Origin of the sequence: Rahnella sp. R3(2024) (assembly GCF_042920125.1) — a bacterium.
Taxonomy (GTDB): domain Bacteria; phylum Pseudomonadota; class Gammaproteobacteria; order Enterobacterales; family Enterobacteriaceae; genus Rahnella; species Rahnella rivi.
The window spans coordinates 203,511-216,857 of the sequence record NZ_JBHGBU010000001.1; the positions used below are offsets into that span (position 1 = coordinate 203,511).

The 13,347-nt window shown below is 52.4% G+C and carries 10 protein-coding genes; 3 read left to right on the top strand and 7 right to left on the bottom strand.

What is annotated here, in order from left to right:
• The first annotated feature begins 252 nt into the window (after positions 1 to 252).
• The 3 genes from ABSH60_RS00845 (at position 253) to ABSH60_RS00855 (ending at position 5,996) form a co-directional block, all read left to right on the top strand.
• Entirely contained in the window at positions 253 to 2,214 is a 1,962-nt protein-coding gene (locus ABSH60_RS00845) for a glycoside hydrolase family 3 N-terminal domain-containing protein (RefSeq protein ID WP_390972297.1), read from the top strand.
• A 383-nt stretch (positions 2,215 to 2,597) separates the two neighbouring features.
• Entirely contained in the window at positions 2,598 to 4,715 is a 2,118-nt protein-coding gene (locus ABSH60_RS00850) for a TonB-dependent siderophore receptor (RefSeq protein ID WP_136376982.1), read from the top strand.
• A 360-nt stretch (positions 4,716 to 5,075) separates the two neighbouring features.
• Positions 5,076 to 5,996: a L,D-transpeptidase family protein gene (locus ABSH60_RS00855; RefSeq protein ID WP_056771888.1), complete on the top strand. Its 921-nt coding sequence runs from the start codon at positions 5,076 to 5,078 to the stop codon at positions 5,994 to 5,996.
• A 557-nt stretch (positions 5,997 to 6,553) separates the two neighbouring features.
• Here the strand turns inward: ABSH60_RS00855 and tcyN are convergent.
• From tcyN to ABSH60_RS00890, 7 genes are all read right to left on the bottom strand, one after another.
• Positions 6,554 to 7,306 carry an L-cystine ABC transporter ATP-binding protein TcyN gene (tcyN, locus tag ABSH60_RS00860; RefSeq protein WP_056769950.1) on the bottom strand — a complete coding sequence of 251 codons (753 nt, stop codon included), beginning with the start codon at positions 7,304 to 7,306 and terminating at the stop codon, positions 6,554 to 6,556.
• Entirely contained in the window at positions 7,303 to 7,971 is a 669-nt protein-coding gene (gene tcyL / locus ABSH60_RS00865; protein ID WP_056769946.1) for a cystine ABC transporter permease, read from the bottom strand. Before tcyL ends, tcyN begins: the two co-directional genes overlap by 4 nt.
• 77 nt (positions 7,972 to 8,048) lie before the next feature.
• The gene (gene tcyJ / locus ABSH60_RS00870; protein ID WP_056769944.1) at positions 8,049 to 8,849 is read right to left on the bottom strand and encodes a cystine ABC transporter substrate-binding protein; all 801 of its coding nucleotides are present in this window, start codon (positions 8,847 to 8,849) and stop codon (positions 8,049 to 8,051) included.
• A 176-nt stretch (positions 8,850 to 9,025) separates the two neighbouring features.
• On the bottom strand, positions 9,026 to 10,036 hold the full coding sequence (locus ABSH60_RS00875) for a D-cysteine desulfhydrase (RefSeq protein WP_217203357.1): 1,011 nt from the start codon (positions 10,034 to 10,036) through the stop codon (positions 9,026 to 9,028).
• Between the two features lie 177 nt (positions 10,037 to 10,213).
• On the bottom strand, positions 10,214 to 10,720 hold the full coding sequence (gene fliZ / locus ABSH60_RS00880; RefSeq protein ID WP_056769939.1) for a flagella biosynthesis regulatory protein FliZ: 507 nt from the start codon (positions 10,718 to 10,720) through the stop codon (positions 10,214 to 10,216).
• Between the two features lie 54 nt (positions 10,721 to 10,774).
• Positions 10,775 to 11,497 carry an RNA polymerase sigma factor FliA gene (locus ABSH60_RS00885; RefSeq protein ID WP_056769937.1) on the bottom strand — a complete coding sequence of 241 codons (723 nt, stop codon included), beginning with the start codon at positions 11,495 to 11,497 and terminating at the stop codon, positions 10,775 to 10,777.
• 290 nt (positions 11,498 to 11,787) lie between these two features.
• Positions 11,788 to 13,233 (bottom strand): flagellin, encoded by a 1,446-nt coding sequence (locus ABSH60_RS00890; protein ID WP_390972302.1) that lies wholly within the window; start codon positions 13,231 to 13,233, stop codon positions 11,788 to 11,790.
• Positions 13,234 to 13,347: the final 114 nt, after the last annotated feature.

Here is a 13,347-nt window from a genome sequence, read left to right on the forward strand (position 1 = left end):
ATCCCTTTAATAGAAGACCCTAATGGTCAATACGTATCGATATCAGTCTGCCGGTGCGCCCTGTAAAAAACGGGCGGGATCAGCAGATTCAAGGGTGTTATCGGAAGACTGACGGAAAAATTTAGGCTAAAGACTGAAAACAGTGCATTTATTGTGGTTTTTTAATTGCGAACCCGATCTCAGCATCTTTCCAAGATATAGCGTATTGATGATTTATTGAGTTTCTATATATATCAATCGTTAAGGATGATAATGAAAACGACACCTCTGAGCCTTGCCATTTCTGCCCTTCTGCTTTCTACTGCTGCCGCCTCCGCCAACGATACCCCGCCCGAGTTCAGCCAGCGTGAAGTCACCCTGCTGACCGTTGACGGCTTGCCGTTCAAAGACCTTAATCGTTCCGGGAAACTGGAGCCTTACGAAGACTGGCGGCTGACCCCTGAAGAACGCGCTGCGGATCTGGTAAAGCGCATGACGCTGCAGGAAAAAGCCGGCGTGATGATGCACGGATCGGCACCGACGGCCAACAGCCCGATCGGCGCAGGCACGCATTATGATATGGCGGCAGCGGAGAAAATGATTTCCGGTGCCAGGGTGAACAGCCTGATCACCCGGCTGTCAGCGGAAGACCCGGCGGTGATGGCGGAAGAGAACAATAAATTACAGCAGATTGCCGAAAAGACGCGGCTCGGTATTCCGGTCACCATCAGCAGCGACCCGCGTAATTCTTTTGAGTATCTGATTGGCGCCAGCACCTCTTCCGGCAAATTCACCCAGTGGCCGGAAACCTTAGGGCTGGCGGCCATTGGCAACGAGAAAGTCACCCGCCGCTATGCCGATATCGTGCGTCAGGAATATCTGGCCGTCGGTATTCGTGAAGCGCTCTCGCCGCAGGCCGATCTGGCAACCGAGCCGCGCTGGGCGCGCATCAGCGGCACCTTTGGCGAAGATCCGACCCGCGTTCACAACATGGTGCGCGGCTACGTGGAAGGGATGCAAAACGGCGCCGACGGTCTGAATCAGGGCAGCGTGATTTCGGTAGTGAAACACTGGGTCGGCTACGGCGCGGCGGAAAACGGCTACGACAGCCACAACGTCTATGGCAAAAATGCCGTCTTTCCCGGCAACAATCTGAAAGAGCATATTTATCCGTTCACCGGCGCATTTGAAGCCAATGTCGCCAGCGTCATGCCGACTTATTCGATCCTGAAAGATGTTTCCTTTGAAGGCAAACCGCTGGAACAGGTCGGTGCGGGGTTCAGCCATCAGTTGCTCACCGATATTTTGCGCGGGCAATACGGCTTTAAAGGCGTGGTGCTGAGCGACTGGCTGATCACCAGTAATTGCGAAGGCGAATGTCTGAACGGTTCGCCGCAAGGCAAAGACCCAGTGCCGGGCGGCATGTCCTGGGGCGTTGAAACCCTGACACCGCAGCAGCGTTTCGTAAAAGCGGTGCTGGCAGGTGTCGATCAGTTTGGCGGCGTGACCGATTCACAGCTGCTGGTTAACGCGGTGAATGAAAAGCAACTGACAGAACAGCGCCTTGATGAATCTGTCGTGCGTATTCTTGAACAGAAATTCCGCACTGGCTTATTTGAAAATCCGTACGTCGATGTGCAAAAAGCCGTGCAAACCGTGGGTCGTGCCGACTGGCAGAAAGAAGCAGATTCAGCGCAAGGGCATTCTCTGGTGTTACTGCAAAACACCGGTGACACATTGCCGCTGAAGAAGGGCCAGAAAATCTGGCTGTACGGCATCGCACCACAGGCCGCAAAAGCTGCCGGTTTCACCGTGGTAGATACGCCGGAAAAAGCAGATATTGCGCTGATCCGCGCTCATGCGCCGTATGAACAACCGCACAAAGCTTGGTTCTTTGGCAAACGTCATCATGAAGGCTCACTGGCCTATACCGATGACAATGCGGATTATCAGGCCATCGTGAAAGCCAGCAATGCGGTGCCGACGGTGGTGACCGTTTATCTCGATCGCCCCGCCATTCTCACCAACGTGAATGACAAAGCGAAAGCCATAATCGGCAACTTTGGTGTCAGCGATGCGGTGCTGTTTACCCGCCTGACCAGCACCGAAGCCTATACCGGTAAACTGCCGTTCGAACTGCCGTCCTCCATGGATGCCGTGCTCAGACAGAAATCAGATATGCCGCACGACAGCGAAAACCCGCTGTTTGATATTGGCTTCGGGCTGGCGCGTTAACCTGCTTGTCCCTTAAGAATGTCCCGTCTTTTGGCGGGGCACGCTTCAGCGGGTTTGTCTGACACATTGCCATTTACCCACCACCTGCCCGGCCACTACGTCGTCTTCCCTGCCCTGAATTACTCGCCTCAAAACCATAAAAACCATCAGATTCATGCGGATAAAAATGCGTCACTTCACACTTTTGTCGTAAAGTTCCCTTGAATTTGTAAAATAATAATGATAACAATTATCATTAAGTTTAACATTCGTCTCGTTTTCGTTATCACCCGCCTTATTCAGGACGGGTTTTCGTGCGGAACGCTGTTGGCTTCTGGGCTTATTTACACACGCATCAATTAATTACTCGATCATTAATCGGGTTATTTATAGGGACTATTAATATGTTGTTGGCTTTTCCCCTCAAACGCTCGGTGCTTTTGTGCGCCATGGCCGTCGCTGTTCCGGCTTCCTCTTTGGCCGCCGAAGATACCGTGGTCATCAAAGCCTCTCAGGCTGATACCGCAGATGCACCGACGCAGGGTTACAGCGCGAAAACGTCTAAAAGTGCGACCAAAACCGATCAGCCACTGATCACCACAGGTCAGGCCGTGTCCGTCGTGACCCGCCAGCAAATGGACGACCAGAACGCCACCACCGTCAATGCCGCGCTGAACTATACGCCAGGCGTGTTCACCAACTTTGCGGGCGGCGCAACGCGTTATGACACCATTTCCCTGCGTGGCTTCCACGGTGGTGACGTCAACAACACATTCCTCGATGGCCTGCGTATTCTGAGCGATGGCGCAAGCTATAACTCCATTCAGGTCGATCCGTGGTTCCTCGAACGTATTGATGTGGTGAAAGGGCCGTCCTCTGCCCTTTACGGCCAGAGCATTCCCGGTGGCGTCGTGGTTGAAACCACCAAGCGTCCGCAGTTTGCGGAAGAAGGCCATTTCCGTCTGTCCGGCGGGACGCAAAACACCAAAGGCGGTGCGTTCGATTACACCAATGCGATCAACGACCAGTGGGCATTTCGTCTGACCGGCATGACCCGCAGCAGTGATACGCAGTATGATCACCAGCGCGAAGAGCGTTATGCGATCTCCCCGCAGCTGATGTGGCAGCCGGATGAAAATACCTCCCTGTTACTGCGCGCCTACCTGCAAAAAGATCCGTCCGGCGGTTATCACGCCGCGGTTCCTGCCGACGGCAGCCTGTATGGCCAGAAACTGAGCCGTGGATTCTTCGACGGCGAAACGGATCGTAACCAGTTCAAACGCTGGGAGCAGATCTACAGCTACGAATTCCAGCATGCGTTTAACGACGTCTGGTCCTTCCGCCAGAACGCCAACTACACCCATTCCAATACCGAACTGGATCAGGTGTATCAGGCTGGCTGGAACGCAGACCGCACGTTGATGAACCGCTACTATTCCGGTGAGAAATCCTCTCTGGATACCTTCGCGATTGATAACCAGCTTGAAGCCGATTTCGCCACCGGCGAACTGGCGCACAAAGTGGTGCTGGGCTTCGACTATTCTCACTTCGTCAATGATCTGAAATCTGACGGCGCCATCGCAGGCACGCTCAACCCGTACACCGGTGTTGGCAGCGATGCGCTGGACTATTACAGCCTTTCTCGCGGCAAAAACCGTTACGAGCAGATGGGCACCTATCTGCAGGACGAAATGAACTGGAACAAGTGGTTCCTGACCCTGTCCGGCCGTTACGACACACTGAAAACCGACAGCCGCAGCTACGAAAGTATCTATGGCAAAGAAAGCAGCAGCGAGCGTAAAGACAGCCATTTCAACAGCCGCGCTTCCCTGTTGTATGCCTTTGACAGCGGGATTTCCCCTTACGTCAGCTACAGCCAGGCGATGACACCATCGGCCCTGCCAGGCTCTGATGGTACGCTGCTCAAGCCGATGCAGAGTGAGCAGTACGAAGCGGGGATCAAATATCAGCCGGTCGGCACGTCCGATATGTACAGCGCGGCACTGTATGACCTGACGCAGGATGACGTGGGTAACCGCGTAGTGGTCGGCAGCTATTATGAACCTGCGGGTAAGATCCGTTCACAGGGTCTGGAGCTGGAAGCCAAGAAACAGGTGACCGAGCGCTTCAACGTGATGGCCGGTTATACCTACAATAAAGTGCGTATTCGCGATGCCAGCCAGAATAACGGCAACACGCCATACGTGACGCCAAAACAGATGGCGTCGATCTGGGGTCAGTACAATACGCCGGTCGGTGTGGATCTAGGCGCGGGTGTGCGTTACATCGGTACACAATGGGCGGATAACGAAAACACCCGTCACATGCCTTCCGCAACGCTGGTCGATGCATCACTGCGTATGAATCTGGTGCAGTTTAATCCGCAGCTGAAAGGCGCATTCGTGCAGCTTAACGCCAATAACCTTTTCGATAAGAAATACGTCGCTGCCTGTTACGGCACCAGCTATTGCTACTGGGGTCAGGAACGTACCGTGGTCGCGACCGTGGGTTATGATTTCTGATAGCTAAACGTGTTGAAAGAACCCTGAGAAATCAGGGTTTTTTTATGCCCTGAAATCGCCTGCCACAACAGACCGGGCAGGCGTATCTGACCACGCAGAACGGCTTAATTGTGAAGGAATTGTGTGAAGTTCCACAAAAAATGCCTTCGGCGCAGGGAACTTTTCCAACAGCGTGAGAAAGCTTTGGCCTGTTTGAAATAAATCCTTATAATTAGCGACCCTGAAATGTGATTCGTTACACATACTGAGTCTCATTAAAGTGCCTGTGAACGTACACTGTTCCTCCGGTTGAAAGCAGGCCGGGGGGAAATCAACATCCTGACAACAACTGCCAGTGTGGCATTAACGACCAACGAAAATATGAAAATGAGCATTCGCGCGATAGTTACCCTGGTTTTGGCAGTTGCTGCATACAGCCAGGCATCTTTTGCTGTGGTTTATCCTCTTCCGGCGAACAATGGTCGTCTGATCGGTGAAAATATCACGGTCACTGTTCCACAAGGCAGCAGCCTGCCTCTGGAACATTTTGCAGCGCAATACCAGATGGGTTTGAGCAACATGCTCGAAGCTAACCCTGGCGTTGACCCGTTCCTGCCAACCCCTGGCACTGTGCTGACGATCCCACAGCAGTTAATTCTGCCGGATACGCCGCATGAAGGTGTTGTCATCAACAGCGCAGAAATGCGTTTGTACTACTACCCGAAAGGCACCAATACCGTCGTTGTTCTGCCAATTGGTATCGGCGAACTGGGTAAAGACACCCCGCTTAACTGGGTGACCACTGTTCAGCGTAAAAAAGCCGGTCCGACCTGGACACCAACGGCAAAAATGCATGAAGAATACGCGGCACGCGGCGAATTCCTGCCAGCCGTCTTCCCTGCCGGCCCGGACAACCCGATGGGTCTTTACGCGCTGTACGTGGGACGTCTGTATGCCGTTCACGGCACCAACGCTAACTTCGGTATCGGTCTGCGCGTGAGCCACGGTTGTGTGCGTCTGCGTGATGCTGACATCAAATGGCTGTACGACAACGTGCCGCAGGGCACCCGCGTTCAGTTCATTAACGAGCCGGTGAAAGCCACGGTTGAGCCAGACGGCAAGCGTTATGTTGAAATCCATAACCCGCTGTCTTCCAACCAGGAAGAATTTGATTCCCAACAACCGATTCCAATCAGCCTGACAGGCAGTTCAAATGCCGTGGCGATGGATCCGAGTGTGAATCAGACTGTGGTTCAGCGTGCGATTGAGATGCGTGCCGGGATGCCGGTTCAAATCAACTAAGCGTAAGGCCTGGAGTGGTGTGAGAATTTGGAAAGCCCCGAAAATATTTCGGGGCTTTTTTTTGGGGATTTTTTGCTCCTCCACGGCAAAGGGGAGGACGGGAGGGGGATAGCAGGCAATAGTAATCTCAATACCCCACCCCAAACCTCCCCCTCGCAGGCGATGGAGCTGTCCGGGTTGTTTTGAAATGATGGCAAGCTGTTTACTTTACTCATCCTGAGCAGGTGAAGTTGTGACCTTAAAAGCCTCTGGCCGCGTTCAAAAATCACGCCGCAGGAAGAGGTGGAAAACCGCGAGGTTTTTTGCGCGGGTTGTAACCCGACCGAAGGGAACCGCGCAGCGGCGGGATTTTGCGGCAATAGGAGGAGTTTCTGAAACGGAGCCGGGATGCATGGCACGTGTTTCGAAGAGCCCGGGATTCTTAAGGGGGGCGGCGATAAGCCCCCTTTAAGGCCGGTTTGGGTGGCAACCCAAGGTCTTGACCTTAAGGCCGGTTTGGGCGGCAGCCCAAGGTCTTGACCTTAAGGCCGGTTTGGGTGGCAACCCAAGGTCATGAATTAGTGGGCCAGAAACTTCTCCAGAAACTGCTTAGTCCGCGCATGCTGCGGATTCGAAAACAGCTCCTTCGCTGGCCCCTGCTCGACGATCTTCCCCTGATCCATAAAGATCGCCCGGTCAGCAACGTCTCGCGCAAAGCTCATTTCATGGGTGACGATCACCATCGTGCGGTGCTCGAGCGCCAGGGCGCGGATTGTGTTGAGCACTTCGCCAACCAGTTCCGGGTCGAGGGCTGAGGTCGGTTCGTCGAACAAAATGACTTCAGGCTCCATCGCCAGTGCGCGGGCTATCGCCACACGTTGTTGCTGGCCGCCCGATAAACGGCGCGGATAGGCATCCTCTTTGCCGCTCAGGCCGACTTTCTCCAGCAGCTTGCGCGCGGCGGCTATCGCTTTCTCTTTCGGTTCACCCTTCACGATGACCGGCCCTTCAATGATATTTTCCATCACGGAACGGTGCGGGAACAGATTAAAGTTTTGGAAGACAAACCCGACCTGCTGACGCAGTTCACGGACTTTGTTTTTTTGTTTGCTGATGGGCTTATTGCCATCAATTTCGATATTGCCCACTTTGATGGTGCCGCCGTCCGGCTCTTCCAGCAGATTGATGCTGCGCAACAACGTGGTTTTACCGGAACCACTTGGGCCAATAATCGCCACAACTTCGCCAGCGTTGACCTGCAAATCGATACCGTGCAATACCGTTTGGCCGTTGAATTTCTTAGTCAGTTGCTTAACGTCAATGGTACTCATGAAGGCTCCTGATCCTGACGGTTAACGCGGTCTTCCAGACGGTTTTGCAGGAAGGATAATACGGTCGCCAGCACCCAGTAGATGATTGAGGCGGCCAGATACATGGTGAACACTTCCAGCGTGCGCGAGGTGACCAGTTGCGCCTGGCGGAACAGCTCCGGCACCTGAATTGTCGCCGCCAGTGAGGTGTCTTTCACCAGACCGATAAAACTGTTGCCCAGCGGCGGCAGCGCGGTGCGGGCGGCCTGCGGTAAAATCACGCGGCGCAGCGTCTGCCACGGGTTCATGCCGATACTGGCAGCAGCTTCCCACTGCCCTTTTTCGATCGACGAAATCGCCGCACGCAGGGTTTCAGAGGTGTAAGCCGCGGTATTAAGCGACAGGCCGATCATGGCAGCCGGAATAGGATCCAGCTCAATGCCAAACTGCGGCAGGCCGTAGTAAATCATAAACAGTTGCGCGATAAGCGGTGTACCACGAAACACGGACACGTAAAAACGTGACAGCCATGACAGCGGCCAGAAACGCGAAAGGCGCATCAGCGCCAGCATAAAGCCCAGTAATAACCCGAATATCATCCCGCCGAGACTCAGCTGGAGCGTAAACAGGGTGCCCTTCAATAAAAATGGTGCTGAATCCAGCACCAGTTGAATACTTTCTTGCATCCGATAAAGACCTTCTGGATGTTTGCTCTGAATGGATCCGGGGCGGCGTTATATGCCGCCCCGGTCATAGTGAGCGATTATTTGGTGACGTCAGCCCCGAACCATTTTTCAGAAATCTTGGTCAGTGAGCCGTCTTTCTGCATATCAGCAATGGCTTTGTTAATCGCAGCCAGCAGTTCCGGGTTGTTTTTACGCAACGCCACGCCTGCTTCCAGACGGGAGAACGGCGCACCCGCAACGGCTAAGGTATTGCCGGTTTTCTTGACCAGATCCAGCGCGGCCAGACGGTCCACCAGAATGGCGTCGATACGGCCTACGCGCAGATCCTGGTATTTTGTCGGGTCATCATCATAGGTACGAATATCCACGCCCTGAACATTTTCACGCAACCACTGCTCGTAGTTACTGCCCAGACCCACGCCTACTTTCTTACCTTTCAGATCTTCAGGTTTAGCAAAATTGGCCTCATTGCCTTTTTTGGTCAGCGCCTGAATGCCGGAAACGGTGTACGGCGTGGAGAAATCATATTTCTTCTGACGCTCCGGGGAAATCGTCACCTGGTTAATCGCCACGTCGATACGTTTTGATTCCAGGGAAGCCAGCATACCGTCCCACTTGGTCGGTTGCAGCTTGGCTTTCACGCCCATGTGCTGCGCCAGCGCATCTGCAAATTCCACTTCAAAACCGGTCAGTTTGCCGTCTTCACCCTGAAAACTGAACGGAGGATAGGTGCCTTCCAGCCCGACGATCAGCGTGCCGCGCTCTTTAACTTTCTTCAGTAAACCTTCATCGGCGAAGCTGTTGCTGACCATACCGGCAGTCAGCGAGACGGCGACAGCACCCAGAAGTAAACGACGACGCAGTGTAGAAAAAATCATATTCACCTCATTTATAGTTAATTATAAAACGTTATATACCCAATGAATTTGCGCACAGTAGCACCCGCCGCAACAGTTATCAGGAATATAATTCTATAATCTTAGCTCAAAATGGAATAAGCACACGTTAAGCCATCAACACCCTCTTTTCCACCCATCACAACGATAAGTCATGCCTATACAAAAGGGTGATAAGCAAAGAGTGCCGGAGCCCCGCCGGTGTGAATAAACAGGATCGGGCCTTCGTCCGGGAACAATCCGCGCTCGATGCCGTCGAGCAGCCCCGCCATCGCTTTGCCGGTGTAAACCGGATCAAGTAACATCGCTTCCTGTTCTGCCAGCAGTTTGATCGCCGCCATCCCGGCGTCATTAGGCTCACCGTAGCGCGGCGCAAAATACTCATCCCATAAAACAATCGTTGGCGATGTGTCGTCAAACTCTAAACGGGCCGCCACTTCACGCGCAATGGCCTCGACTTTCGGACGTTGCTCATGCGCCTTACGTGACACTGTAACGCCAATCAGTGCTGTGTCCGGCATCAGATGGCTGAGGGCGACCGCCAGCCCTGCGTGAGTTCCGGCGCTGCCGGAGGCAACTACGACGGCGCTGAAATCCACAAAACTGGCCGAGGACTGCTCGGCGATTTCCAGCGCACACTGAACATATCCGAGCGCACCCAGCGCGTTCGAGCCGCCCACCGGCACGATGTACGGACGAAAACCCTGGGCTTCCAGACGCTCTGCCTGCTCTGCCAGCTGCGCCATCGGGTCGTGCAACGCATCGCACATCACCACTTCGACGTTAAACAGATCCAGCAACAGACGGTTGCCATTGGTCAGATAGTTAGCTTCTTGCGTGCCGATAGGATTTTCCAGCAGCGCGACGCATTTCAGGCCAAGCTTCGCCGCCACGGCGGCGGTCTGACGAACGTGGTTAGACTGAATCGCGCCTGCGGTGACTAACGTATCTGCGCCTTCTGCCAGCGCATCGGCCACCAGATATTCCAGTTTTCTCAGCTTGTTACCGCCCATCGCCAGCGGCGTGACGTCATCACGTTTGATGTAAATATCGCGCCCCAGATGCTCTGAGAGGCGGTGTAATTTCTCCAGCGGCGTGCTGTTACCCAGTAAATCGAGACGATCAAAGGCATCCAGCCGGTTTTTAAGCAATGAAATTTTAGCAGGCACAATGTTCCCCTGACGCGCAGCCGCATCGCTGAGCGAAACCGTAAATGTGGATTATTAGGATATGAAAGGAGCGTAATGATGAAGTATATAAAGAATGTATACAAACTGTAGACAAAAAAACAGGCTCCCGGAGGAACCTGTTTGTGGTGTTACTTCGTCAGTCTGTGCTGAACAGTCTCAGGCTGATTTCTGCCAGGCCAGATACTGATCGTATTTGCGCAAGGCAATACGGTAGTTATCATGCGCCGCCACCGGCAGATCACTGATGATCCGCTGGTGGATACTGTCCCCTTTCAGTTTATCGAGAGGATAGTTATTGGCAGACAGGATGTCATCCAGACGGCGGAGGCGGACAACATATTCGCGCACCGTGCTGTGATTCATTTCAGTCTGTTCAAACAGATATTGCTTAAACGCCATAATGTCAAAATACGACGAATGGCTGTTACAGCTAATCTCACTGCAAAAACGACACAGAGCGGTCAGTTCTTGCGACAGGTTTTGCCACACGTCATCATCAATAGGCTGGTCCATCTTAGCGATGGCCTCTTTATTAATGATTTGCCCGCGAAACACCAGCGCCATCCTGTCGAGTTCTTTTGCGCACTGTGAGCAGTGAGTCTGACTGTGTTTAAAATCTTTAAGATAACGGCTTAAAGGCCTTGTTTTGATTCCCGCTGGCATAAATTTATTCCTGATAAGGGACATAAAATGTATAACCGGCCAGGAAAAAGCGGATCAGTGGTCGTTAGCCAGGCGCGTTCGCAATCGCTTAATCGCCTGACTGTGCAGCTGGCTTACGCGGGATTCCCCGACTTCCAGCACTGCCCCGATCTCTTTTAAATTCAACTCTTCCTGGTAGTAAAGCGTAAGAACTAACTTTTCCCGTTCTGGTAACGCATCGATAGCTTCCATCACCCGGTGGCGTAAATTGCCCTCCAACAGATGATGTAACGGGTTGGCCTCTTCGTGCCCTTCCATCAATGCCTCGGCTGAATCGCCGTGCTCTTCACGCCACTCGTCATAAGAAAACAACTGGCTGCTGTTCGTATCCATAAGTATTTGCCGGTATTCCTCGATGGGAATATCCAGCGCCTGCGCCACCTCTCCTTCACTCGGTGGTCGCCCTAAACGTTGTTCTGCGTGATGCATCGCCTGGGAGACTTCACGCGCATTGCGTCTGACACTGCGCGGCACCCAGTCGCGGCTGCGCAGCTCATCAAGCATCGCCCCGCGAATTCGCTGGACGGCGTAAGTGGTAAACGCCGTACCCTGCATTGCATCAAAACGCTCAACCGCATTTAACAGGCCGATGCCCCCCGCTTGCAGTAGATCATCAAGCTCTACGCTGGCGGGAAGCCGTACCTGCAAACGCAGGGCTTCATGGCGCACCAGCGGTACATAGCGCTGCCACAAAGAATTTTTGTCTATCACGCCGTCGGCGGTATACAGATCGCTCACTGTCGTAACCTGTAAAATTAAGGGTCTGTATCATTGTGACAGTGGAAACCCTGTTCAATCGGCAGAATAAGGACAAAAAAGCGCGGCTATTTTGATTATGTCTCGAACATTGTCCTCGCGGCACCCTTTTGTACGCCGCTCACAATAGCTCATTTTGTGATCTAAACATAAAGATTATCCTAAATTATACCAGCCGGCGCGAAGAAGGGATTCAGAATAATCGTAAGTTTTGGTTAAAAAAAACCCCGCCGAAGCGGGGTTGGACTGTGTTTTTCGGGTTATCCGAAAAATTAGCCTTGCAGCAGGGACAGTACGGACTGTGGAACCTGGTTAGCTTTAGACAACACTGAAGTACCAGCCTGTTGCAGGATCTGCGCTTTAGACATGGCAGAAACTTCAGTCGCGTAGTCAGCATCCTGAATACGGCTCTGTGCAGACTGCAGGTTGGTAGTGGTGTTTGCCAGGTTAGTGATAGCAGAATCGAAACGGTTCTGAATCGCACCCAGTGAAGAACGGAAATTATCGACCTGGCTAATTGCTTTGTCGATTGCAGCCAGCGGATCAGTGGTAGACGTTTTGATTGAGGTCAAAGTCTGAGTTTGCAGATTTGCGGTACTCAGATCACTTGCCTTGTAAGTTTTGGTGTCTTCGCCAGTACCTACAGTCACAACTTTAGTCAGACCATCAGTACCACCCAGAGTAACGTTAGCGCCTGTTACAGCAGTACCATCAGCCGCAGTGTAGTTAACTTTATCTAAAGTTACTTTACCGGCAGTATCAACAGAAGCAGAGTAGAGTTTATTGTCTGTACCTTTAACTGCATAAGCTGTATTACCCGCTGCATTGGTAACTTGATACAGTTTTGCACCGGAAACTGCAGTAACAGAGGCATCAGTCATGTCAATAGCTTTGTTAACTGTTACAGCGGTCTGGGCAACATTATCAGATTTAACTGATGTCTGGTCAGTGATCTTAGTACCCAGAGTAGTAGCACCAGTGCTGTTATTGATAGTCACAGAGTAGTAACCATCTTTAGTAGCATCAGTTGAAGCAGCGAGTTTCGCGTAGTAGCTGCCGTCGTCTGCTTTTACGACAGTTGCTGTTGCTGTTGCATCAATTGCAGTAGCTGCAGTCGCTAAACCTGTATTAACAAGCGTGACATTTGTAGGAACTGTAGTAAGTGCCTTACCGGTTGATACGTTAGCAGTTTGAACATTCAGACCGTTCAGACCCAAAGTATTAGAGTCAATTTTCTGTAAATCGATGTCGATAGTTTCGCCATCATTCGAGCCAACCTGAATGGACATAGTCTGGTTTGAAGCCAGTACTTTCACACCGTTGAACTGAGTCTGACCAGATACGCGGTCAATTTCGTCCAGACGGGAAGTGATTTCATCCTGGATTGAAGACAGGTCGGAATCAGAGTTGGTGCCGTTAGCAGCCTGAACAGACAGCTCACGAATACGTTGTAAGTTGTTGTTGATTTCGCTCAATGAGCCTTCAGTGGTCTGCGCAACGGAGATACCGTCGTTGGCGTTACGTGAAGCCTGAGTCAGACCGTTGATGTTAGAAGTGAAACGGTTAGCAATTGCCTGGCCCGCTGCATCGTCTTTCGCGCTGTTGATACGCAGACCGGAGGACAGACGCTCGATAGCGGTGCTGAGTGCGGACTGGGATTTGTTCATGTTGTTCTGAGTCATCAGAGACAGCGTGTTGGTATTGATAACTTGAGCCATGAGTGTATTCCTTCAAATCTGGTTAAGGGTTCGGGCTTATTGCCCACGGCGTTCATCACCGTCCAAACTTGTATCGGCGCTTCACCCACAACCTTTAGAGATATTTCATAAAAT